Genomic DNA, 22,990 nt, shown 5'->3' on the forward strand with positions numbered 1-22,990 from the left:
CTAATTAATTTTTTGCTATTTAATTTTTTAATTGTGGGTAATTGATAATTCACCATAATTATTCCCGCTTTCCGGAATTATTATTGCCACTCGATTGATCGGATTGGTCGCCAGCATCACTTGGCCGCTGTAATATTGCCATTAGTTTGCGGCCAAAATCGGAGGTGTTCATATCCGCTGAATTTGCGGCGATAGGCGTATCAAACGTATGTAACGTATTGATGTGTGTTGGAGTAATACCTAACAACAATTGTTGGCCACCAACATCGATTAACGCGATACGCTCACGCGTGCCCAATGGCATGGTGGCAATAATTTTTAAGTGTGAGTTACCGGAAAAATTTCCCTGGTTGAAACGTTTTACAAACCAGGAGAGACCAAAAATCAAACCGATTACCAACAACAAGCCCACCGTTACATTGAGCAAATGCCCACCACTACCAATAGGCGGGTTATTACCATTTGCATTTTTATAGTAGGGATTCGTGTTATTCGCAGGTGTTTGCACATCGTTTTGTGGGGTAGCAGGAACAACGGCCGTATCCGGATTTTGTACCATCGGTGACGCTACGACTGAACTCGCCGACAATGTCGAGGCAACGGCGTTTGAAGAAACTTCTGCAGATGGTGACGCAGTGACATCATTAGCAGCCGAACAAGTCATCGCAGCTGCTAATAGCCCCGCCCCTGTCACCCTGTAAATTACTTTTTTAAATGCGGGGCTCATTATGCATTCCTAAATCAGTTCCACTAACGTAATTTTTTAATCCGCTCGGCCGGGCTAATAACGTCGGTCATTCGAATTCCGAATTTTTCGTTAACTACAACCACTTCACCGTGCGCAATCAGGGTTCCGTTCACCAATACATCCAATGGCTCACCGGCAAGACGATCCAATTCAATGACTGAACCCTGATTTAATTGCAGCAAATTGCGAATCGTAATTGACGTGCGCCCTACCTCCATTGAAATGGAAACAGGGATATCCAGAATTACATCCAGGTCCGGGCTGCCCGGCGCTGATTGTTTGGTTACTTCATTTTTTAATTCATCAAAACTCACCGCATGGGCCATGGCTGCATCGACATCGGCTTGTTCAGCCATCGCCGCGGCCCAATCATCGGCCATTGAGTCCTGATCAATGTCATCATCTGCCATTTTTATCACCTTTGTTCGCGTTTGCATTTTCGCCTTTAGTACCAGTTATGTTGTAGGCACTACTGCGATCAATAAATTCTTTAACTTTTAATGAGAGAAAACCGTTGGATTGTCCTAGTTGTGTGCGAAACATCGGCACTCCGTTTGCGGTAAGTACATGGTAATCCGGAAATTCCACCGGAATTACATCACCTACTTTTAAATCAACAATATCGCGCAGGGTAATATCGCGGCGGACGATATCGCACTCCAAATCCACTTTTGCGGAAAGTACATCTTCACGGAGCGCTTTTTCCCAACGCTCATCGTGTTCATCGCTGTCACTTTGCAAACCGGCATCAAGTACTTCGCGAATGGGTTCAATCATTGAATAAGGAACGGTGATATGCATTTCACCGCCGCCACCATCCAGCTCAATATGGAATGTACTTACCACAACCACTTCACTCGGGCTCACGATGTTAGCGAGTGAAGGGTTTACTTCAGAATGGACATATTCAAATGTAATTGGAAACACAGCTTTCCAGGCTTCTGTTAAATCCACAAAAGCCTGGTTCAAAACCATTTGCACAACGCGTAATTCTGTCGGCGTAAATTCGCGACCTTCAATTTTTGCATGGCGACCATCACCACCAAAAAAATTATCCACCAATTTAAATACCAGGCGCGCATCCAGAATAATTAGTGCAGTACCGCGCAACGGACGAAATTTCACCATATTTAAACTGGTAGGCACGTAAAGCGTGTGTACGTATTCGCCAAATTTCTGGATTTGAACACCACCAACAGATACATCCGCGGTTCTACGCAACAGGTTGAACATGCTAATACGGGTGTAACGCGCAAAACGTTCGTTGATCATCTCCAGCGTTGGCATGCGCCCACGCACAATACGATCCTGACTGGTCAGGTCATAATTTTTTACCGTACCCGGCTCTACATCCGATTCGGTATCTATATCACCGTCATCAACGCCATGTAAGAGCGCATCAATTTCGTCTTGTGAGAGTAGATCTTGCACGACGGATTCCTTATTGCATTACAAAATTGGTGAACAGCACTTGTTCAACAGTGGAAGGCGATTTTTTTTCATCATCTTCATTTTTTTCAGCGAGTGCTTGTTGCTCTTTCTTTAATTGGTTATTGATAATTTCCAAGGCTTCGGCCTTTAGAGTTTCTTTACCCTCGGTAGATTGCAATTCATCAAAATTCTTGCCGCTGAATAGCATCACCAACCCGTTGCGAATCGCAGGCATGTGTAATTTTAATAATGCTTCTAACGCAGGGTCCCGATATAACAACGTGATCGCAGCCTGCAGATAACGCTGCCGGCCATTCACATTAAAATTGATAGTAAAATTCGGGGCCATATCGAAATAAATAGCAGGCTCCAGCGGTGACTTTTCCTCGTCTTTCGCCGCCGATTTTTCATCGGTCGCTGCGGGCGCCGGCGATAACATTTTGAGCGCAACCACCGTTCCACCAATGGAAACAGCGACCAACGCTACCGCCAAACCAATAATTAATAATAATTTTTTCTTTTTTTTACCGCCGGCTTCATCGCCTGCGTCATTAGTAGCTTTCTGGGGAGCAGCAGCCATGTCAAAACTCCGTCACTTTCAGAGATCAAAAGGGGTTGAGCAATACCTGTGCCAGTATCGCCTCTGAAAGCTTAGCAGTGGCTGTGCAGTTTGCGAGGGGAAATTCGATAAAAAACAAAGATGTAGAGAAGCTGAGCAATTCGCTCAGCTTCTCGCCACTACAACGTTGTTGGGGAGGAAAATCTAAATAATCAGGCGTAATGATCGACAAGACGAGTCGATGTGATGGTTGTCATTGCAACCGGGACCAGTTCATCATCATCCACATCACCCGACGTACCCGCGCTTCCGCCCTGTCCGCGTTCTTGCTCATGTTGTGCGAAGGATTTATCGGAAACATCTACATTCACCAGATTTAAACCTTGCTCGGAAAACATTTCGCGTAAACGGTTAAGTTGCTGGTCCAATGCGTCGCGTACCATTGGATGTGGGCTGGTAAATGTCACAGTTGCCTGGTCCTGGTTTACGCTGACTTTTACATGCAATTGCCCAAGATCCGGTGGATCAAGGCGAATTTCAGCAGCACTCACATTTTGCGCCGCCAACCACAATACTTTTTCACCAACAGCCTGATTCCATTGTGGTTGTCCAACAGCAACCGGAACACCGGTTTGCACTACAAAATTTCTCGCAGCAGGAGATTGGGGTTCTGCCAAACGCGTTAAAGGTTCGGTCAACACAGTGGGGGTCAATGCAGGTTTTGCTGCATCAATTGTCGCAGCAGTTTTATCCGCTGAAACATTGGTATCCATTAGTTTTCCGAGCACCGCTTTACCACTTAACAGGAGGAAATCCGGGTTATCTGCCGATGTTTCCGGCGCTGGCTCACCCAGTAAACCGGCCTGCTCGTCAGGCTTGGAGGCCGCGGTATCTATTGGCATCTGATTAATCATTGGCGTGGTTAAAGGAGCATTGGCATTACCGTTATTTGTGCCTGAAACATTATTGAACGAAGAAGTCGTAACAGTTTTGAGTGAGGGAGTTGTAACAGCCGACGCACCAGACTGGGCTAACAATATAGAAGCATCTATATCGGATTCTGGTAAATCACTAGCATCCTCCTTACCGCTTCCACTTAGCACCTGAAGCACTGGAGCATTTTCGGGTGGTGTTGCGACCAAGGGATATACCAATGTGCCGTCAAGCGGCAGGAGTGCCGGATTTATTGAGGCATCATCGGGGGTAACCGCTTTTTTTGATGGGTCTTCAAGCGCCAAGCCGGGATCTTCAGTGCTTACATCTGGTGAAACCTCTAATTCACCAGCCGCTAATAATGCATTAACAATGACAGGAACTTCTGTCTCTGCGGCATCAACTTCCCCGGTAGGCTTGGCCTGGGCTACCGCAGCCTGTTCAATATCATTGGATTCCTGGCGAACAACGTCTTTTGATTCGGGATTTTTTCCCGAATCGCCAGCCTTGCTGCAAGTGTTGGTTTCGCTTTTTTTGCTGGCACCAGTCGTTGAAACAGACCTTTCTATTTGACGATCTGCCGATGGTCGAGCATCTGCTTTGGTTTTAGCACGAGAGTCTGCGGCATCAACGGAGCGTGGCTCTGCCCTGGGGGCGGGAGTCGGTGGCGCTTTTCGCGCAGCAGGCTTGGGAGCGGCAACTTCTGGCCGGGCCTGTTCCAATGCATTACGAAATTGCTCGCTGGTATCAATACGGATTTTAGGTGATGCATTTTTACTGGCGGCCGCATTGGCACCTGTTGCACCCAGCAAGCTATTAAGAAGATTGCCACTATTCATTTGCTGCTCCTGCCATAAGCGTCGGCAAGTATTTGCCGTTTGCCCAGTCGATAAGTAGGTTCAGCGGAGATATTGCAAGGGAGGTGCCAATACCGGTTGGCAAATTAATGGAACGCATCCAGTTGGGTTAGAACCAGTTGAAATTCCTGCTCGATGCGTGCCACATCCACAGTTAAATTTTCCAACTCTCCTGCAAGCGCTTTCTTTTCCAGCGCAGCGCACAGGGCCGATAACTGCTGGGCACCGATATTACTGCTACTTCCTTTAAAACTATGGGCTGCCCGACGAATCAGGTCGGCGTCATTTCCCTGAATAAGCTCCTGCAATTTCTTAAGGCGTTCGGTGGAATCCTGCGTGAAGGTTTCAATCAATAAATTGAAATCATCCTCCATTACTTGCTTCAGGGTGTTTAGGGTTTCGTAATCCAGGTGTTCCATTGGTTGGCATCTCGATTGATATTATGTCGCGTCAAATTTGCGTTAGTCATCCTTCAGCCAGGAAAAATCGACTTCCGCAATATTGCCACGGCCAGAGTATTTCACACCACCACAAAGCTTTTCCACCAAAGCAATACCACGCCCGCTATAGCCGAATGCTGACAGGTTATCGTGGCTGCGATTGGCAAAATCAAAACCGTCGCCACTGTCTTCAATACGCACTTTTAACAGGCCGCCATTTTCATTGGTTTTATGCAAGATATTGATGCGCACATAACCGCTACCGACGAGATTAATCCGCTCTTCACGCAAGCGATAATATTCAGAAAAACCATCGGGTGTCTGCTTGAGCCCGGAGTCTAATTTAAGTACACCGTGCTCTAATGCATTGGTATAAAGCTCAGCCAAAATAGTGTAAAGCGTGCTGCTGAAGCCGCGCAGGCTGGGAACTTCCATAAGCACATTTAACAACATGGGCAGTGGATCAAATACTTTGAAGCTGGTAGGTTTTACTTCGAAACGCATGCTCCATTCAATATCAGCATTGCCGAAACGGTCGCTGGCCTCTTTGGCATAGGCATTAACCCGCTCCGGTTCATCCATGCGAATTTCCAGTAGCGATAAATCATCATCTTTTTCTCCGCCACCGACAAATTGCTGAACTCCCTCGATAATTTCATCAAACAAGCGATTCTGGTTACGATTGTTGGCAAAGACCTGTTTCAACCGCGCTTCGCCGAACATTTCGCCCGCCGCATTACGCGCTTCGTGAATACCATCCGACCAGACAAAAATGCGGTCATTTTTTTCTAACTCAATATATTCACAATCGTCTTTGAATGCGCGATTTGATAAAACACCCAAAGGTAGATGAGTTGATTTAACAGGAGTAATGCTGCTGTCGGAGTGCCGGTGAACAAAGCAGTCCGGTAAACCACCATTCCAGATTTTAATTTTTCGCTTACGAAAATTAATATCCATCATCACCGCACAGCAAAAAATGCCTACCGGCAGAATATTTTTTAATTTGCCATTGATTTCACGCAGGATATCGGTCATGGAAAACCCTTTGGGTACCATGCCATAGAATGTGGATGCCAATGGCATAGCGCCAATAGCAGCGGGCAAACCGTGACCGGTGAAATCACCCAGCAATACCATCATGCTGCCTGAAGGTCGCATCGCCGCAACCAATACATCACCGTTAAATACGGCAAGTGACGACAAAAAATAGCGCACATTATTTGCATTCAAACAGCCGCTATGGGCAACGTTATCGAACACATGCTTGGCGACCATTTGTTCCTGCAACAAGCGATTGTTGTATTGCACAATCTGGTCGCGCTGGGTCAGCATGGTGCTGTGCAGTTCGCGCATGCGATTGAAGGATTTTATTTTGGCCTGGAGAATGATGCGATTATAGGGTTTGGATAAAAAATCATCGCCCCCGGCATCCAGGCACTGCACCAGGGATTCGGTATCAGACAATGATGTGAGGAAAATAATAGGAACCAGCTCATCACCCGCCAGCTCTTTGATTTTTCGCGCCGCACCAAAGCCATCCAGCTCCGGCATCAACGCATCCAGCAAAACGATATCCGGACGCTCAGCGTTGTAAACTTCAATCGCCTGAAGGCCATTGCACGCAGAAACAACGGTGTGCCCTTCTTTGCGTACAATGCTCTCCAAAATAAGCCTGTCAGTATCTGTATCGTCAGCGACCAGAATTTTCAAACGACGCACATCATTCATAAGATCGCTTCCATACAACACTCGCACACTCAACGTATAAAGAAGGTGGAAACAAACCTTTGCAACCGGAAAAGTGGAAACTACAAACAATCAATTACTGTCAGGCAATTATTGAATGTCAAATAGCTGCTCAAAATTGGAGATCAATAAAATCTTTTTCACATCAGGGGCGCAATTTACGATCTGGATATTGGATTGCTCACCACCGGCGTAATCGCGCAACAGCAATAACATGCCCAATGCAGAACTATCGAGATACGAAGTACCTTGTAAATCGACTCGATAATGAGTCGGTGCATGGGAAAGTTTTTCGTAGGCACTACGGAATTCCTGGTGGGAACTAAAATCAAAGCGGCCCTGGATATAAATTGTGACTTGATTACCGTCAGGGGATACTGTTGACGTGATCGCCATGTCTTACCTCGTTAAAATACTTCAGATCATTCCCGGCTCTGGGGTGGCCCATCGGCAGGCACCCCCTAAGGATAGCCTATAACGCCTGACTTGCAGTAGGGACTTGTCCAGTTTTCCGGGTTAAATCAGCGATTTATTCCTGATTGGACCTATGCCGTAACTGCAGCGAGCTTAGTTCATCCAATTCTTTCTGCAAACGCTTTTCAAGGATTACATCATCCTCATGTTGCAAACGTTTGATCAAATCCTCAATTGACTTGCGTTTTTGATGTTTAATCTGCCACTGCTTCTGCATGTTAAGTAGCAGGGATTGCATACGCAGCACTTTACCTTCCTGCTCAGTGCAAGCCTCGTTCAGACGATGAATAAAACTACTGTAATTAATCAGTTCATGGGCAAGAATACCCTCACGCAATCCCCCCTGGGCTTGCAGATACTGGGCAGCGTAATCACGCAGATCCTGCAATTGGCGCTCCTCCTGCACAACCTGATCGCGAAATTGACGTAATTTCTCAGCGGCCTCGTCTTCCTGACGCACTGCCAACGTCAACACGACTTGCATGCGTTTTGCCCGCGATTCCGCCATTAATTAACGTCCTCCAATGTGAACTTCTGTATTTTTATAATTAAAAAGTATTTATTTTTGACGATGCTGTGCAGCCAACGGGCTATTCGCCCTGGTATTTGCCGGAGGTTTTAACAGGGATTTCAGGTTGGCAACACATTCAGGCATATGCACTCCCTGTTTGATGCCCTGCTGGATGAACGCGCGCAAATGAGGAAAACGTTCAATCGCCATATCGGTATCCGGATCTGCGCCCGGGGTATAGGCACCGATGGAGATAAGGTCACGATTCTGTTGGTACCTGGCTAATAATTGCTTGAAACGCTGCATCATTTTCAGATGCTCATCATCAACAATATTCTGCATGGCCCGGCTGATGGATGCTTCCACATCAATGGCAGGATAAACCCCTTCTTCCGCCAAACGGCGTGAGAGCACCACGTGACCATCGAGGATAGCGCGCGCGGAGTCCGCAATCGGATCTTGCAGGTCATCGCCCTCTGTCAACACGGTGTAAAACGCCGTAATGGACCCTTCCCCTTCTGCCGCATTACCGGCACGCTCAACCAACTGGGGAATCTTTGCAAAAACGGAAGGAGGATAACCTTTAGTCGCTGGCGGTTCACCAATCGCCAGGGCAATTTCACGTTGCGCCTGGGCAAAACGGGTCAGTGAATCCATCAGCAACAATACATTCAAACCCTGATCCCGATAGTATTCGGCGATACGACTCGATAATTGCGATGCACGCAGACGCATCAAGGGGGCGTCATCAGCGGGTGATGCAACTACCACTGCGCGACGCAAACCTTCCTCACCCAGGATGTGGTCAATAAATTCTTTTACTTCACGGCCACGTTCACCAACCAATCCCACGACAACGACATCTGCCGTAGTAAAGCGGGTCATCATGCCCATCAACACACTTTTACCGACACCGGAACCTGCCATCAGCCCAAGGCGTTGCCCACGACCGACAGTAATCAGCGCATTAATCGCACGCACACCTACATCCAATGGTTCGCTGATGGGATGACGCTGCAAAGGATTGATTGCCCGGGGGTGAAAGTCGAGGAATTCATCACCGATCAAAGGGCCCTTACCGTCAAGCGGCTGGCCAATGCCGTTAACAACACGTCCGAGTAATTGCGGTCCAACGCGCATGCCCATTTGCGTAGATACAGGTACAACGCGTGCGCCAGGTTGCAAGCCTTCTACTTGTTTGATGGGCATAAGGAAAACTTTATCACCCGCAAACCCCACGACTTCTGCTTCGATACGACGATTATCGTTATTAATAATTTCGCACTGGCGCCCCACGGATACATTCAACCCAACCGCTTCCAGTGTCAGGCCGACTGCGCGGGTAATGCGCCCTTCCGCCTGGGGTTCAACCAGGGTGGGTTTTCGTGGTGCGTAACTGCGAATGCGTGAAGTCAGGGATTGGCGTTCAGACATAACAGCCTACTTTTCGTCATCGACAACAGCAACGGATGAGGAATCAATACCCGACGATGATTCCCCTTCATCACTATCGTCATCAGTACCCGCCAATTGTTTGGTAAGAAATTGTTCCAGCACTGTTTGCAAACGGGAAGATACGGAAAAATCCACGCGACTTTCCGGCGTTTCTATACGGCAACCACCGGGTAATAATTCAGCATCGCCGAAAAACTTCCATTCCAGTTGTTGCTCGGCCGCGTAAGTTTCGATCGCCGCCAGATCATCCGGATTGACACAAACGCGAATATTTTTACTACCAATAGGCAATGCATCAATCGCATTGCGAACCAACGCCAGGGTTTGCGATGAATCGGTTTGCAGTTCGCGTTGCACTACGCTTTGGGTGAGTGTGCAGATTACATCCAGCAACATGTGCTCAATATCATCATCTTGTGCAGTCAGTGGATTCAATAACGCATTCGCCAACGCCTGGAAGCGCTGTTGCTCCGCGACTAATTGCGCGCGCATTTCTTTTAAACCTTGCTGGCGGCCTGCTTCATAACCTTCGGTGTTGCCTTTAGCAAAACCTTCTTTATGACCTTGTTCAAAGCCTTCTTTTTCAGCTTCATCAAAAATCGCCTGCATTTCCTCCGCAGTCATTCCAACTTGCGGGGTTTGTTCAACGACAGGAATTTCAACAGTTTCGATTTTTTCCTGTTCGCGCCGAAGCAACCGTTCGCGCCGCTCACGCGCTTCTTTCTCCGCAGATGAAAGCACCCGCCCGTTGTCGCTCACCGGCGGCAACACCCAGGTCGTTGCTTGATCAACCGATTCAGCAGGAATACGGCTGGGTAAACTGGAATCCGACATGCTCATCTAATCTCAACAGCGCACGCAAACAGCGCTTTATTTCAACAACACATTGCAATGAACTGGCGACCATGGCTTTTACACCATTTGGTCGCCGCCACCACCCAGCATAATTTCGCCCGCATCGGCCATGCGACGCGCAGTAATAAGAATTTCTTTTTGCGCCGCTTCCACATCGGCCAAACGCATTGGCGGTTTGGTTTCCAAATCGTCGCGCAACAATTCGGCAGCACGTTTGGACATATTTTTGAATATTTTTTCCTTGAGTTCGTCGTCGGCCCCTTTGAGAGCGACCACCAACACATCGGAAGAAACTTCGCGCAACAATGCCTGGATACCGCGGTCGTCCACCTCTTTGAGATTGTCGAATACGAACATGAGATCCTGGATCTGGTTACCCATGTCTTCGTCAATCTCTTTAATACCTTCCATCAATTCGGCTTCGATCGAACCATCCAGGTTATTCATAATTTCCGCAGCAACTTTATAACCACCCATCGTTTTCGTTTGCGATGCGGCATTACCGGAAAATTGTTTTTCCAGGATATCATTCAGTTCTTGCAATGCACTCGGTTGAACTGTATCCAATGATGCAACACGCATCATAATATCGAGGCGCACTTTTTCCGGAAAATAACCGAGGATTTCAGCCGATTGATCTGCGTCCAGATACGCGATAACAATCGCCTGGATTTGGGGGTGTTCATTGCGAATAATATCGGCGACGGAACGCGCTTCCATCCACTTGAGTGTATCCAGGCCCGTGGTATTTCCACCGATCAGGATACGGTCAATCAGGCTGTTTGCTTTATCTTCACCTAACGCTGTCACCAGCATTTTGCGGATGTAATTATCAGCACCGACACCCAAACCGGTTAAGGTGCGGACTTCATCCAAAAAATTACCAAGTACCGCTTGCACTTCGGATTGCTGCACGTTTTGCAATTGGGTCATGGCAGCGCCAATACGTTGCACTTCTTTTGGCCCCATGTGCTTTAAAATTTCTGCCGCATCAGATTCGCCCAGCGACATCAATAAAATCGCTGCCTGATCCACATAGCGCATTTTTAGCGCCGGTTTGGCGACCGCTTTATCGTTGGTATTTGCATCAGTCATCGCGATTTATCCACTTTTTAACAACTTGGGCAACACGGCCCGGATCATCGGCAATCAAACCTTTAATAGCATTAATTTGTTCTTCGTAACCTTGCTCAGGCCCAGGCAGCATAAGCGCGTGGCCACCGGTAAGGGTTACTGTTTCATCTGACATATTTTCCAGGCCAGCCATACCACCCGCAGCTTCAAGTGCAGCCAATTGACGGGCTTCCTCTTCCTCTGCCAGCCTGCCACCTTGTTTGGAAAGGCTCTTGAACATCGGTCGCAACAATCCAAATACAATCAGGAGTATAACCAACACGCTGGCAATGTATTTGATGTTGGGCATGATCCATTGTTCCCACCAGGGCGTTTCTTCAACACCGGCATTTGGGTCGAGGACACGCCCGGCAAACGGTGAGTTCAATACATTGACGCTATCACCACGCACAGCGCTGAAGCCCACCGCATCCCTCACCAGTATAGACAAGCGTTCCAATTCGTTTTCAGTCCATGGTGTTACGGTTTGGGTTCCGTCCGCATTTACGACCACTTTATCATCCACTACCACTGCAACCGTTAAACGCTTCAATGCGCCCTGCTGATGCTTGGTATAGCTTACGGTGCGATCCAATTCGTAATTGCGGGTTGCTTGTTCCCGATTATTCGTTGGTTCTGGCTTTGCTACCGGCTGACCGGTAGCCGGGTCGATTTGTTCAGGAACCTGGGTTGTTGTCCCGGGGGGTTGATTAGTAAGTGCGCCGGGAATTCCCGCCGCAGTATCGCCTGCACGACGGGTTTCGTTTAAGGTTTGTTCGGAGCGAATTGCCGGTAGATCCGGATTAAACGTTTCAGCCGCTTGCTCCACCGCAGTGAAATCAACATCAGCGCTCACTTCCGCGCGGAATTTACCGCTACCAACAACCGGCTCCAAAATACTGTTAATACGTTTAATAACGCTGGACTCTACTTCCTGCGAATATTTGTGTTGTTTTTCGGCAAGCAGAAGATCAGCACTTTCTTCACCGGTTGATAACAAATTACCGTGCTGGTCAACGACTGTTACATCGGCCATTTTCATTCCGGGAACCGATGAGGCGACCAGGTTCATAATCGCCTTGACTTGCGCCGGCTCAACACCCCTGCCGGAAAATACTTCCACAAAAACGGATGCTGTCGGGTTAGTAGCGTCGCGCACGAATACAGTTTTTTTCGGAATTGCCAAATGCACGCGCGCACTGCGAATACTGTTAATACTCGTGATGGTGCGTGCGAGTTCCCCTTCAATGCTGCGTTGGTAACGAGTGCCTTCTACAAACTGGCTGGTGCCTAATGGTTGCTCTTTATCCATAAGCTCAAACCCCTGGGTGGGGTTAGATGGCAAACCAAATTCAGCCAGCTTCAAACGCGCCATGTGTACATCTTCCGCGGCAACCAGAATTGCACCGGAATTTGCATCCACTTTAAATTTAATCTGGTTTTGCTCCAGCACTTCAATCACGCTACCAGCATCCAGGTTATCCATGCGGCCATACAATGGACGATAATCATCACCCTGAATCCACATCACCACCGCAAAACCAATAGCAACACTGGCGGCAAGCGTGATCATCAAACCAACCTGACGCAACAAATTCAGGTTGCTCAAACCTTCTAAAAAATCACCGCCAATTTTACTTTTTTCGGCGGGCAGGTTTTCGTTATCAGCTGTGGCGGGAGTAGCCATAATGTTTACACCTTGGAATTACTTTTTAACGGTTAACAATTGTTTTAAATCGACAATCATCGCTACAAACTAAATTGGCATATTCATTACATCGCGATAGGCATCAATCAATTTGTTGCGCACTTGCACGGTCGCCTGAAATGCGACTGACGCTTTTTGTGAAGCGACCATTACATCGGTAATATCCACGCCCGCCACACCGCGTTCATACGCTTCCGCCATGGAACTGGAAGTTTTTTGTACGTCATTTACCTTATTGATCGCCTGCGTCATTAAATCGCCGAAGCTTGGGGTTTTAACTGTACCCTCAACCGGCAACGCACCCAGGCTGCGCAGGCCAGCAGGTGTATCACCAACACCTTGGGGTCTTTGAAATACTTGCGTTTGCGCCTTCAGGCTGCGCATATCGCCCAGTAAACGGTTGATATCTACACGATCAGTCATGATCCAGTTCCCCTTCACTTTATTCGCTGCCTATACCAACAAAAATTTGAACTGACAAAAAATTGGCAGAACAGCGAGAAAATTCGTCATTGCAGGGGATTTTGCACAAAGCAGGCCAAGATTTGCCGCATGGCAATCCATTGCCAGAAAACGCCTGAAATGTGATCGGAAATCGTAATCAATTTGTCGCAGAGAGTTCACGCATCTGTCATTCGCGCGGAATAAGATCCACTCGAAAATACCTGTAACGCCCTCGTCCAAAGGAGCTTTTCATGAACAACGCTGAATTGATTAATGAGCAGGAATTATTAGAAAGTGCCATGGCAAGTTTCCTCGCCGATGTGGTGATTTCAAAAAGCAAACGCCAACAAATCCGTCGCAATATGGAATGCCGTCGTAAGTTGGAAGAAAAATGGGAGGCCAAAAAACTGGCGCGTGAAACTTGCGAGTATGAGTTTGATTTTATGCATTAAGCTTACATAAAAATTGCCCCACAAACTCGTGGGGCAAATTCGTCATAATCACTCCGTAATTTCATAACCTTCTTCACGCAAGCGAGCGATCTTATAACGCAAGGTACGCGCACTAATCCCCAAACGCTCAGCGGTATTTTTGCGGCTGCCGCGCTCTATGCGCAAGGTATTCATAATAATTTCGTATTCGCGCTGTTTTAAATCATTACCCAATGCCGGATTATTCAACGAGGAGTGATGCACGGGCGTATTGCTAATCAATGCAATATTATCGCCCGCCAGATTACCAACAGAAAATTGGCTGGCGCGATACGCAGTGCTAGCGTAAGCCGGTGCAGCAATAACCGGTTGATAGTGCGACTCAGCCGCGATTGGAGCAACCGATTCCACAGAACCGCCAATCACTTGCGCCGCTTCCAGCAAATTAGGTTTCTGGCTGTAGTGCGTTGGGCTTTGTGAATAAGTTCCGTGTCCACCTAGCCCCAAATCCTCTGCCTGGATAGATTTTCCCGGCTGTAAAATTAACGCGCGCTGCATAATATTATCCAATTCACGCACATTACCCGGCCACGGATAAGCCAGTAATTGTTGCTGCGCAGAAGGCGACAAACTTACACCGCGACGGTTTTGCTTGTGCGCGTGCTTTTGCAACAATTTATCGGCGAGCGGAATAATATCTTCCAGGCGATCACGCAGGGGTGCCCATTGCAATGGCAATACACTCAAACGGTAATACAAGTCTTCGCGGAATTTTGCAGCAACGACTTCGCTGCGCATGTCGCGGTTGGACGTCGCAATAACACGCACATCAAGCTTAATTGTTTTACGTCCACCCAAACGTTCCACTTCGCGCTCTTGCAGTACCCGCAATAATTTTGCTTGCAGGCCGATATCCATTTCCGAAATTTCATCCAGTAACAATGTTCCGCCATTAGCCTGTTCAAATTTACCGGGGCTGCTGGTGTGCGCGCCGGTGTAAGCCCCTTTTTCATGGCCGAACAACATCGCTTCCAGCATGTTTTCCGGAATAGCCGCACAGTTAATAGCAATAAAAGGTTGATTGCGACGCGGAGAATGATCGTGAATATAACGCGCCAACACCTCTTTACCCGTGCCCGATTCACCCACGATTAATACCGTTGAATCTGATTGCGCAACACGCTGCGCCAATAGCAATAATTGTTTGCTGGATGGCGCCATGGCCACGGGTTCATCACCGGAGAATTGCGCAACACCCAAATGGCGCGCAACAGTTTCCACCAGCGTTTGCGGTGCGAATGGTTTAACCAGGTAATCCACCGCGCCATGCTTCATTGCATCGACCGATTCACTGATACTGGCATAAGCAGTAATCAGCATCATCGGAATATGCGGATATTCTTTTTTAACGATTTTTAATAAATCGTGCCCGCTCATTGCCCCCATATTCACATCGGAAACAATCATACGGATATCGTTGTAATCAGCCAGTTGCTTGATAGCTTCTTCCGCACTATTAACAGCGACAACAGAATAATCTGCCAATTGCAGCGTATCGGTTAAGGCTTCGCGCAAATTGTTGTCATCTTCAACAACCAGCACTTTGATTGCACTTTCAAACGATGCTTGTTGCAATGCAAGGGCCATGACTATTCTCCAGAAAAATAACGTTAGGATTAATTACGTTAATAAAAAATATATTTAAAACCGGCATCAATAAGTAGTGACGCTGCCACTACCAAAACAAATTAAAACTTCGCAAAAGGTAATAGCATACTGGCGCAGGTGCCTTTGCCTGCGGTGGACTGCAGCAAAAATTTACCCTTGTGCGCGCGCGCTACCGCCTTTACGACACTCAATCCCAGACCTGTGCCCTGGGCTTTGGTAGTAACAAACAAATCACCGACATTCGCTAACATTTCTGCGGGAATTCCCGGCCCTTTATCGCAAACACGAATCCACAGTTGCGGCACTTCGTTTGCTAACTTGCTATCGTTCAATGCTTGCGGATAACTATTAAATTCAATGCGCAAATGCGCTTTTTTCTCTACGGCTTGAATGGCGTTATTAACCAGATTCAGCAACGCGCCAACTAATGCATCACGATTGCATTGGATATAATTTTCCCGGCAATGGATCACCCACTCGCAGGTGGATTCACTGGTCATCAAGGGGACTTCCATTGCTTCAGCAAGTTCCGCCTGTAATTGCGCCACGCTAATCACATCGTTTAATGCCAATTCACCTTTGACATAAAAGAGCATGTCCTGAACTTGTCGCTCGATGTTATTCAAACGTCCGAGGATTTTTTCAGAAAATTGTTGGCGGCGTTCTTCATCCAGTTTGCCACTGCATAAATGCCCGGCGTACAACATCGCGGATGACAAGGGCGTGCGGATTTGATGGGCCAGTGCGCTCATCATTTTGCCCAATGCAGACAAGCGTTCATGCCGGCTCAACTCACCTTGCAAACGGCGGGTTTCGGTTTGGTCAGTCAGTAAAATAATCTGGCCATCTTCGCCCAGGTTACGTGTCTGGATACTGATACGGCGACCATCCCGTAATGACACTTCATGGCCATCATCCTGGCGCGGGGCAAAACTGCGCTTGATCACGTCGCGCCACAATTGCCCCTGTAATGGCTCGCCCAATAAATCTTTCGCGGCCGGATTACATTCGGAAACATAACCGGAGGAATCCAGCACCACGACTCCACCGGGCAAAAAATTAAGCAGGCTTTCCAGGCGATTCGCGAGCTTCTCTTTCTCCGCCAGTTCTTGCAAACGGCGGTCACTGAGGTGATTCAGCTCCTGGTTTAACTCCGCAACACGGTTTTCCAGCAAGTGGTACGAATCGGCCAATTGTTCGGACATTTCGTTAAACAGCGTGTGTAATTCCTGTCCTTTATCGGCGACAAGTAAATCGGGGCCGTGAATTACCGAAGGGCTGGTATCACTGTCTGGCAGTAACAAACTCAACCGACGACTGTTACCGGCAGGTGCTTTTACCAGACTGAATGCTGCTTGCGTCATAGATACCCCGAGTGACCTTTTCTTGTTCGCAATTCAGAAGCGAGCGTCAATAATCCATCGGATTGTTGACGTTTTATCTGTGAATACCGGGGTAATTGCAATCGCAATGCCAATCTAATTTTTTCTTTTATTTCAATAAGTTAAAAAGAATAAGCACAACTGCAGTCAAATCATTGGCTGGAAAATACAAATAGATTCCTTTATTCACCGTACCGGGGTTGTCGCATTTATTTACCCTCTCTATAATGCGCGCACCCTCTCGGGGGAGTAATCTGCTCCGGCATTAACGTTAAATGCCGAGCGCTTTTGTCAACAAACTTATCGCTCAATCGATATGGCAAAAGCGTCCTCTGTGCGGCGATCACGCATCGCTCACCACACCGGATTGATGAGACCTGAGATACCACTGTGGCCCCGGGCGGGACACGGTTGTATCTCATGTATTCATCCCGCCCTGGTACTTTAATAATGGAAGCATTCCTCAGTTCAACGCTTGCCGTCTCTATCGCGGAAATCGGCGATAAAACCCAGCTACTTGCCCTCTTCCTTGCCGCACGCTACGGTCGCCCCTGGGTCATTAGCTTAGGAGTATTGGTTGCAACGCTGGTTAACCATGCCCTCTCTGCCTGGTTGGGCGCCGTGTTAGCTGATGTAATTCCACCGCATTGGATTCCGTGGATCATAGGCGGAAGTTTTATCGCTATCGGCCTTTGGTTATTAATTCCCGATAAAGAAGATGGCGACATGGGCCGCTTCGCCAACTACGGTCCCTTTATGGCCACATTGGTATTATTTTTTCTCGCTGAAATTGGCGATAAAACCCAAATCGCCACCGTTATTCTCGCAGCAAAATATTCTGCCGATATGTTGATGACCATAGCCGTCATTGCCGGAACAACGTTCGGAATGCTGCTCGCCAATGTGCCCGTTATTTTTGCAGGCAAATGGCTGATGGATAAATTACCGCTGGGTTTTGCGCACAAAGCTGCATGCATTATTTTTATCGGTATGGGTATCGTCACACTGATTAATGCGTAAAATGCCCTGCATTCGAAAACAATAATTCTTAAAAGGCCAACAATATGCACAATACAACCATCTACAAAGAGTTGCGTATTATTGGCGTTGTCGGACTACTCATTATTGTTTTATCCAGTACAATTTTCTGGATTTTTCCCAACGCAAATATTCAGCCAGCCATGTATTTTCCAATTGCCACCAGCATCTGGTTTTTTTGCTGGTGGCAAACCTGGAAGCGCGCTACGTTAAATCGCCCTGAAAAAAATTCGCCCGCATTTCCAAACCTGGGTTGGGCGAATAACCTTACGCTACTACGCGGTGGATTAATCGCGTTAACCGGCGGCTTTTTATTCCAACCCGATCCCATCGGCATCATCGCCTGGTTACCGGGTTTACTGTATAGCGCCGCTGCGATACTGGACCGCGTCGATGGTTTTATCGCACGCCGCACGGGCAGGACGAGTTTGCTCGGCAGCGAACTCGATACACTGTTTGATGCATTGGGTTTATTGATTGCGCCATTACTTGCGATTCAGTTAGGCAAATTACACTGGAGTTTTTTTGCGGTCAGCCTCGCCTATTACGTATTTATTTTTGGGATTTATTGGCGACATAAACACAACCTTCCTACCTACCCACTCTTACCCAGCCAATTACGTCGCGCGTTCGCCGGATTTCAAATGGGGTTTGTCGCTGTGATTTTATTACCTGTATTTCCAGCAGATGCCACGGTATTACTCGGCGCAGCTTTTATGCTGCCCATCCTGATTGGATTCGTAGTAGATTGGCTAGTGGTTTCCGGTCGCATTGATGGAACACAAACGAAAACCCTGGAGTTTTTTTTCGAACTCGATGCAATGAGTAAATACCTCTTTCAACCCGCCTTGCGGATCATTATCTCAACGCTGATTTTTTTTCTGATTTATGTCGACGATTTATTATCGTCCATCAGCGCCGTGGCGATTGCCATATTCGCTATTCTGATTTTGTTGGGTGCAGGCGCGCGTATTGCAGCACTTTTATTATTAATGCTCTGCAGTTATTTAATGAATGAATGGCATCAACCTGCGCTCTTGTTCACCTGCAGCTGGTTACTATTGCTGGGACCGGGTAATTATGCGTTATGGCGTGGTGACGATGTTTGGGTAAATCGTCAGGATGGAGCTTAATGTCTAAAGCAAAATTGCTGATTGCCTTACTGTGGGTTTCTGCACTGATTCTTGCAGGCTGGACTTTATCGCAATTACCCTTTGGTGAAATACTTACCAACCTGGAAAACCTGCCTGCCCGTGATTACATCATCCTGTTTGGTGCAAACCTTGCCATCATTCTTGTATTCAATCTGCGCTGGTTAATACTCGGCAACGCTATTCAAGCACCGGTTAATTTTTTCCAATTGCTCCTGATTCGCCAGGCTGGGCAAACCGTTAGTTTTATTACACCCGGACCACAATTTGGTGGCGAACCATTGCAAATATTCTGGCTCTGGCGCAATGCAAAATTACCATTGCACAAAGCGCTGCTTTCGTTGGGGCTGGATCGTTTCTATGAGCTCTGGGTAAATTTTACGGTGTTAGTGTTGGGTGTTTTGTTATTACTTACCTCCTCCGCTAACACCACTGCCAATTGGGGTTCCATCCTCATAGCGCTTGTTATTGTGCTTATATTGCTCTCAACCCTGGGCACACTCGTATTTAAACAACCCGGCTGGCTCGCTCAACGTTTTAATAACATCACCCATCGCTGGCAAGCGCACCGCTATTTATGCAACATAAAAACCCAATGGAACTTATTAAGCGAAGATTTACGCCGCTGTTTATACCATCAAAAAAAGCGTTTGCTCTATGCTGCTTTATTATCAGTGCTCGGCTGGGCCGGCCTCATCGCTGAACTCCACCTCATTCTTTGGTTAACTGATACCCCGCTACCTCTCACCGGATTTCTTTTATTATTTGTCGCATTGCGCCTCGCTTTATTACTTCCGCTCCCCGGAGGAATAGGCACGATGGAAGCCGCCGTATTCTGGACCTTTCAGTATTTAAATTTACCGATGGAGTCAGCATTGGCGATGATTGCATTGATGCGTTTGCGTGATGTAGTGGTGTTAGTCTTTGGATTAGGATGTCTGGGTTTTACTAAAAAACGTGTAGATACCAAAGAGGAAGAATTAATTGCAGACACCGGAACAAACAAAAAATAATTTCACGTAAACATTAATTGAAAATATAACGTCTGAAGCATCAACAATACTTTGACCGGGTATTTTACATACCCCATTTTACTAGCCCGTTTGAGCATGGTAGCCTTTGCGCAAATATAACGCTATTAAACACCAAAAGCCTCGAAGCAGTTATTATGCTAACAACCCTCATCGTCATATTTATCATTGCTTACATTCTCATTGCACTTGAACATCCATTCAGAATTAATAAAGCCGCCACGGCACTCTTAAGTGCGGGGCTTATGTGGACTGTTTATGCGTTGCTATCCAATAGTGGGCACATATCAGAAGAATTAGCAGAGACACTGGTAAATACGGCCCAGATTGTATTTTTCCTGATAGGTGCAATGACAATTGTAGAGGTGATTGATGCCCACAATGGCTTCCAGGTAATTACCGACAGAATCAAAACAACAAAACTATCAACGCTCATGGTGCTGGTTGGTACGGTGACATTTTTTCTTAGTGCAATTCTCGATAATCTCACCACCACTATTGTCATGGTCTCACTCATGAAAAAATTGCTGGCGAAACGTGAGGATCGTTTATTTTTTGCCGGCATGATTGTTATTGCCGCCAATGCTGGTGGAGCCTGGTCACCGATTGGCGATGTGACAACCACCATGCTATGGATTGGCGGCCAGATCACACCAGTCAATATAATTACCAATGTATTTCTTGCATCTGCAGTAAACCTGTTAGTCCCGCTGCTCATCACCGCTTATGTGTTGCGCGGAAAAACAGCCGAAGCCCCTGTAGCTAAAATTATGAACACTAAAAGCTCAACTACTCCACAAGAAAGAAATATTGTATTTTTTCTGGGGCTTGGCGTGTTGATTGCAGTTCCCGTCTTCAAGGCAATTACCCACTTGCCTCCCTTTATGGGGATTCTCTTTGGACTGGGCATTCTTTGGTTAGTCGCCGATTTGATGCATAAAAATAAAGATGAGGAACATAAAGATCACTTAAGTATCAGCCATGCGTTAAGCCGCATAGACACCTCATCGATTATATTTTTTATTGGAATTTTATTAGCGATTGCGACGCTGGAACATTCGCAAATTCTGAAAAGCCTTGCGGGCTGGCTCGATGACACCGTAGGCCGTTTGGACGTAATCGTACTATTGATTGGTTTTGCTAGCGCTGTTGTCGACAACGTTCCATTGGTAGCCGCATCAATGGGAATGTATAGCCTCGAACAGTATCCTGCCGATAGTTTTATTTGGGAGTTTTTGGCTTATTGTGCGGGCACCGGGGGATCAATATTGATCATAGGTTCGGCAGCAGGTGTAGCCGCCATGGGCCTGGAAAAAATCGATTTTCTCTGGTATTTGAAAAAAATAAGTGCGCTAGCGACGATCGGATATGTTGCCGGGGCACTTGTTTATATTTTGCAATTTCACCTTATGCACTAATTGAAAAATAAAGTGAATTAATGTGGAATCGATCAACAAAAATAAACACATCAATGCTGTTGAAGTTTTCGTTCCCGGCTGGGCAAGGTTTTGTGGACAATCTGGTCATGCAACGCTGTTAATCGCATCATTTCCATTTTTGCCGCTTCTGCCGTTGCAAAAATACCGATGCATTTAAATGGGCGATTAATAAGTTCGAAATACGCATCCAACAAATGCCCATCACTTTTAAAAAACTCTACAAACCGAATAGAGTAAAGCGCATTGCCACAAACCTGGGTGATTTTCATGGGAGTCTGCTCAAAAAGGATGAATCCCACTGTAACACAGGAAAAACACTCAAAAAGAACTCAATTAAACTTAAAAAGAAAATCCTTAGACACATTCATACTCAACTGTAATTCAAGCCAAATGAAGCGACAAAATGATGATGATTTAGAAAATTAAACATGTATTCAACGCCAAAATAATAGTTGTTATTACCTTAAATAATCCCTTTAGTCGCTTTTCATCTACATCAGCGAGCAAATCACCGCAACAACATCTAACAAAATGGTTGTCGGATAATTGTTTTCCATTTTTCCGGCGCTGCCTTTCGAATATCACTTAAATAAATTTCGTGGTGTTTTCCAGCAAGGTTACCGTTTGCCTGGATGTATTGATGAAGATGCTCAATAGTAGGGCCTTCTTCTGTAAATGGGCCAATATGTAGAATTTGTGCACAGCGCCCCTCAGCAAAAGATTCAAAACGTAATTGAGATAAAGCCGGTAATTTTTTCTTTTTGGTTACCTCTGCGATTGCAGAGTGGATGATGGATTGAGTTACAAACAATGGCTGCATAATCATCATGGTCCATTTCCATTGTGATTTATCGTTGCCAGCAAATACCGACATATCATCAGCCCACCAGAGCCCTTCCAATGGCATAACCGTATAATCAATCGCTTGAGGTCCTTTTTTAAGCATAAATTTGGCGGTATAGGATACAGAAAACAACGCTTCCACTGCCTCAGCATATACTTGCGTTGTGTTCGGATCTCCCTTTCCGTCAATCATCAAATAATTAAGCGCAGGAACATCAACCTCAGCAATTTTTTTTGCAGATGTTTGATATAAATGCTTAAACTCTTTTTTGAGATCAATTTTTTCCACGATTAGCCTCAGACCAGAATCTGCCGCGCAATAATTACAAGGTTAACTCTCTTGTTTTTAAAAATCTTTCCTGTAAGACGCCCAGCAGTATTCATTTTCCCAAAGTTTTACCGTGAAAGATCCGGTTCCGGGAGGATTAATCGCTACCAATAATTTTTCACTGATAATACGGCTGAAATGTTCAATGCTTGGGTTAAGGCCAGCGAATTCCGGTTTTTCATTGAGCAGTGAGTCGCGAAAGTAAGCAATGGTGTTATTTAAAGCCGCTTCAATTTCTACAATATCCACTAAATAACCGTGCTTATCCAACTGGGTACTTTCGATGATAACTTCGGCGATAAAATGATGCGCATGGGGAAAATTTTCAGAACCCCAATCGCCGCCAACCAGAAAATGATTGGCAATAAAGTCTCGTCTTACGGCTACGCTGTACATAATAGT

At 46.6% G+C, this 22,990-nt stretch carries 24 protein-coding genes; 5 read left to right on the plus strand and 19 right to left on the minus strand.

Annotated features, from left to right (window positions below):
* Positions 1–58: 58 nt before the first annotated feature.
* The 14 genes from fliO to fliE form a co-directional block, all read right to left on the minus strand.
* The gene (gene fliO, locus A596_RS22045) at positions 59–727 is read right to left on the minus strand and encodes a flagellar biosynthetic protein FliO (protein ID WP_052417359.1); all 669 of its coding nucleotides are present in this window, start codon (positions 725–727) and stop codon (positions 59–61) included.
* Positions 728–750: 23 nt separating this feature from the next.
* Positions 751–1,158: a flagellar motor switch protein FliN gene (gene fliN, locus A596_RS09220; RefSeq protein WP_039913874.1), complete on the minus strand. Its 408-nt coding sequence runs from the start codon at positions 1,156–1,158 to the stop codon at positions 751–753.
* Complete coding sequence (gene fliM, locus A596_RS09225) at positions 1,148–2,179, minus strand: flagellar motor switch protein FliM (protein ID WP_039913875.1); 1,032 nt, start codon at positions 2,177–2,179, stop codon at positions 1,148–1,150. The genes fliN and fliM overlap by 11 nt, the downstream gene beginning before the upstream one ends.
* 10 nt (positions 2,180–2,189) lie before the next feature.
* Positions 2,190–2,759, minus strand: a complete 570-nt coding sequence (locus A596_RS09230) for a flagellar basal body-associated FliL family protein (RefSeq protein ID WP_039913876.1) — start codon at positions 2,757–2,759, stop codon at positions 2,190–2,192.
* Between the two features lie 191 nt (positions 2,760–2,950).
* Positions 2,951–4,510, minus strand: a complete 1,560-nt coding sequence (locus A596_RS22050; protein WP_052417360.1) for a flagellar hook-length control protein FliK — start codon at positions 4,508–4,510, stop codon at positions 2,951–2,953.
* A gap of 104 nt (positions 4,511–4,614) precedes the next feature.
* Positions 4,615–4,947 (minus strand): Hpt domain-containing protein, encoded by a 333-nt coding sequence (locus A596_RS09240; protein WP_039913877.1) that lies wholly within the window; start codon positions 4,945–4,947, stop codon positions 4,615–4,617.
* A 42-nt stretch (positions 4,948–4,989) separates the two neighbouring features.
* Positions 4,990–6,699 carry an ATP-binding SpoIIE family protein phosphatase gene (locus tag A596_RS09245; RefSeq protein ID WP_039913879.1) on the minus strand — a complete coding sequence of 570 codons (1,710 nt, stop codon included), beginning with the start codon at positions 6,697–6,699 and terminating at the stop codon, positions 4,990–4,992.
* Between the two features lie 108 nt (positions 6,700–6,807).
* Complete coding sequence (locus A596_RS09250) at positions 6,808–7,113, minus strand: STAS domain-containing protein (protein WP_039913880.1); 306 nt, start codon at positions 7,111–7,113, stop codon at positions 6,808–6,810.
* Between the two features lie 133 nt (positions 7,114–7,246).
* A complete protein-coding gene (gene fliJ, locus A596_RS09255; protein WP_039913881.1) occupies positions 7,247–7,699 on the minus strand; it encodes a flagellar export protein FliJ in 453 nt (150 codons plus the stop codon).
* Positions 7,700–7,750: 51 nt separating this feature from the next.
* Positions 7,751–9,136: a flagellar protein export ATPase FliI gene (gene fliI, locus A596_RS09260; RefSeq protein ID WP_039913882.1), complete on the minus strand. Its 1,386-nt coding sequence runs from the start codon at positions 9,134–9,136 to the stop codon at positions 7,751–7,753.
* A 6-nt stretch (positions 9,137–9,142) separates the two neighbouring features.
* Positions 9,143–9,997: a flagellar assembly protein FliH gene (locus A596_RS09265; protein ID WP_235425660.1), complete on the minus strand. Its 855-nt coding sequence runs from the start codon at positions 9,995–9,997 to the stop codon at positions 9,143–9,145.
* 72 nt (positions 9,998–10,069) lie between these two features.
* A complete protein-coding gene (gene fliG / locus A596_RS09270; RefSeq protein ID WP_039913883.1) occupies positions 10,070–11,107 on the minus strand; it encodes a flagellar motor switch protein FliG in 1,038 nt (345 codons plus the stop codon).
* Positions 11,100–12,812: a flagellar basal-body MS-ring/collar protein FliF gene (gene fliF / locus A596_RS09275; RefSeq protein WP_039913885.1), complete on the minus strand. Its 1,713-nt coding sequence runs from the start codon at positions 12,810–12,812 to the stop codon at positions 11,100–11,102. Before fliF ends, fliG begins: the two co-directional genes overlap by 8 nt.
* Positions 12,813–12,881: 69 nt before the next feature.
* The gene (gene fliE, locus A596_RS09280; RefSeq protein ID WP_039913887.1) at positions 12,882–13,256 is read right to left on the minus strand and encodes a flagellar hook-basal body complex protein FliE; all 375 of its coding nucleotides are present in this window, start codon (positions 13,254–13,256) and stop codon (positions 12,882–12,884) included.
* Between the two features lie 272 nt (positions 13,257–13,528).
* Here fliE and A596_RS09285 point away from each other — a divergent pair, with 272 nt between their 5' ends.
* Positions 13,529–13,729, plus strand: coding sequence for a PA3496 family putative envelope integrity protein (locus tag A596_RS09285; RefSeq protein ID WP_039913888.1), 201 nt, complete (start codon positions 13,529–13,531; stop codon positions 13,727–13,729).
* 48 nt (positions 13,730–13,777) lie between these two features.
* On the opposite strand, the gene A596_RS09290 is transcribed toward A596_RS09285, so the two are convergent.
* Complete coding sequence (locus A596_RS09290) at positions 13,778–15,355, minus strand: sigma-54-dependent transcriptional regulator (RefSeq protein ID WP_052417361.1); 1,578 nt, start codon at positions 15,353–15,355, stop codon at positions 13,778–13,780.
* Between the two features lie 101 nt (positions 15,356–15,456).
* On the minus strand, positions 15,457–16,740 hold the full coding sequence (locus A596_RS09295; protein ID WP_039913889.1) for a sensor histidine kinase: 1,284 nt from the start codon (positions 16,738–16,740) through the stop codon (positions 15,457–15,459).
* A gap of 468 nt (positions 16,741–17,208) precedes the next feature.
* Between A596_RS09295 and A596_RS09300 the strand changes: the two genes are divergently transcribed.
* From A596_RS09300 to nhaD, 4 genes are all read left to right on the plus strand, one after another.
* A complete protein-coding gene (locus A596_RS09300) occupies positions 17,209–17,778 on the plus strand; it encodes a TMEM165/GDT1 family protein (protein WP_039913890.1) in 570 nt (189 codons plus the stop codon).
* 44 nt (positions 17,779–17,822) lie between these two features.
* The gene (locus tag A596_RS22055) at positions 17,823–18,929 is read left to right on the plus strand and encodes a CDP-alcohol phosphatidyltransferase family protein (protein WP_052417362.1); all 1,107 of its coding nucleotides are present in this window, start codon (positions 17,823–17,825) and stop codon (positions 18,927–18,929) included.
* Positions 18,929–19,960 (plus strand): lysylphosphatidylglycerol synthase transmembrane domain-containing protein, encoded by a 1,032-nt coding sequence (locus tag A596_RS09310; RefSeq protein ID WP_084128174.1) that lies wholly within the window; start codon positions 18,929–18,931, stop codon positions 19,958–19,960. The genes A596_RS22055 and A596_RS09310 overlap by 1 nt, the downstream gene beginning before the upstream one ends.
* A 155-nt stretch (positions 19,961–20,115) precedes the next feature.
* Positions 20,116–21,396, plus strand: a complete 1,281-nt coding sequence (gene nhaD / locus A596_RS09315; protein WP_039913892.1) for a sodium:proton antiporter NhaD — start codon at positions 20,116–20,118, stop codon at positions 21,394–21,396.
* Between the two features lie 50 nt (positions 21,397–21,446).
* Here the strand turns inward: nhaD and A596_RS09320 are convergent, their stop codons facing one another.
* From A596_RS09320 to A596_RS09330, 3 genes are all read right to left on the minus strand, one after another.
* Complete coding sequence (locus tag A596_RS09320; protein ID WP_039913894.1) at positions 21,447–21,686, minus strand: hypothetical protein; 240 nt, start codon at positions 21,684–21,686, stop codon at positions 21,447–21,449.
* A gap of 254 nt (positions 21,687–21,940) precedes the next feature.
* A complete protein-coding gene (locus A596_RS09325) occupies positions 21,941–22,549 on the minus strand; it encodes a GyrI-like domain-containing protein (protein WP_039913896.1) in 609 nt (202 codons plus the stop codon).
* Between the two features lie 57 nt (positions 22,550–22,606).
* A complete protein-coding gene (locus A596_RS09330; protein WP_039913897.1) occupies positions 22,607–22,984 on the minus strand; it encodes a 6-pyruvoyl trahydropterin synthase family protein in 378 nt (125 codons plus the stop codon).
* Positions 22,985–22,990 lie beyond the last annotated feature (6 nt).

It is taken from the genome of Cellvibrio mixtus subsp. mixtus J3-8 (genome assembly GCF_000766945.1).
In the GTDB taxonomy this organism is placed as follows: Bacteria; Pseudomonadota; Gammaproteobacteria; order Pseudomonadales; family Cellvibrionaceae; genus Cellvibrio; species Cellvibrio mixtus_A.

Excerpts from the sequence above, each read along its gene's own strand:
- fliO (WP_052417359.1), bottom strand. The coding sequence starts at position 727 with ATGAGCCCCGCATTTAAAAAAGTAATTTACAGGGTGACAGGGGCGGGG.
- fliN (WP_039913874.1), bottom strand. The coding sequence starts at position 1,158 with ATGGCAGATGATGACATTGATCAGGACTCAATGGCCGATGATTGGGCC.
- A596_RS09230 (WP_039913876.1), bottom strand. The coding sequence starts at position 2,759 with ATGGCTGCTGCTCCCCAGAAAGCTACTAATGACGCAGGCGATGAAGCC.
- A596_RS22050 (WP_052417360.1), bottom strand. The coding sequence starts at position 4,510 with ATGAATAGTGGCAATCTTCTTAATAGCTTGCTGGGTGCAACAGGTGCC.
- A596_RS09240 (WP_039913877.1), bottom strand. The coding sequence starts at position 4,947 with ATGGAACACCTGGATTACGAAACCCTAAACACCCTGAAGCAAGTAATG.
- A596_RS09245 (WP_039913879.1), bottom strand. The coding sequence starts at position 6,699 with ATGAATGATGTGCGTCGTTTGAAAATTCTGGTCGCTGACGATACAGAT.
- A596_RS09250 (WP_039913880.1), bottom strand. The coding sequence starts at position 7,113 with ATGGCGATCACGTCAACAGTATCCCCTGACGGTAATCAAGTCACAATT.
- fliJ (WP_039913881.1), bottom strand. The coding sequence starts at position 7,699 with ATGGCGGAATCGCGGGCAAAACGCATGCAAGTCGTGTTGACGTTGGCA.
- fliI (WP_039913882.1), bottom strand. The coding sequence starts at position 9,136 with ATGTCTGAACGCCAATCCCTGACTTCACGCATTCGCAGTTACGCACCA.
- A596_RS09265 (WP_235425660.1), bottom strand. The coding sequence starts at position 9,997 with ATGAGCATGTCGGATTCCAGTTTACCCAGCCGTATTCCTGCTGAATCG.
- fliG (WP_039913883.1), bottom strand. The coding sequence starts at position 11,107 with ATGACTGATGCAAATACCAACGATAAAGCGGTCGCCAAACCGGCGCTA.
- fliF (WP_039913885.1), bottom strand. The coding sequence starts at position 12,812 with ATGGCTACTCCCGCCACAGCTGATAACGAAAACCTGCCCGCCGAAAAA.
- fliE (WP_039913887.1), bottom strand. The coding sequence starts at position 13,256 with ATGACTGATCGTGTAGATATCAACCGTTTACTGGGCGATATGCGCAGC.
- A596_RS09285 (WP_039913888.1), top strand. The coding sequence starts at position 13,529 with ATGAACAACGCTGAATTGATTAATGAGCAGGAATTATTAGAAAGTGCC.
- A596_RS09290 (WP_052417361.1), bottom strand. The coding sequence starts at position 15,355 with ATGGCCCTTGCATTGCAACAAGCATCGTTTGAAAGTGCAATCAAAGTG.
- A596_RS09295 (WP_039913889.1), bottom strand. The coding sequence starts at position 16,740 with ATGACGCAAGCAGCATTCAGTCTGGTAAAAGCACCTGCCGGTAACAGT.
- A596_RS09300 (WP_039913890.1), top strand. The coding sequence starts at position 17,209 with ATGGAAGCATTCCTCAGTTCAACGCTTGCCGTCTCTATCGCGGAAATC.
- A596_RS22055 (WP_052417362.1), top strand. The coding sequence starts at position 17,823 with ATGCACAATACAACCATCTACAAAGAGTTGCGTATTATTGGCGTTGTC.
- A596_RS09310 (WP_084128174.1), top strand. The coding sequence starts at position 18,929 with ATGTCTAAAGCAAAATTGCTGATTGCCTTACTGTGGGTTTCTGCACTG.
- nhaD (WP_039913892.1), top strand. The coding sequence starts at position 20,116 with ATGCTAACAACCCTCATCGTCATATTTATCATTGCTTACATTCTCATT.
- A596_RS09320 (WP_039913894.1), bottom strand. The coding sequence starts at position 21,686 with ATGAAAATCACCCAGGTTTGTGGCAATGCGCTTTACTCTATTCGGTTT.
- A596_RS09330 (WP_039913897.1), bottom strand. The coding sequence starts at position 22,984 with ATGTACAGCGTAGCCGTAAGACGAGACTTTATTGCCAATCATTTTCTG.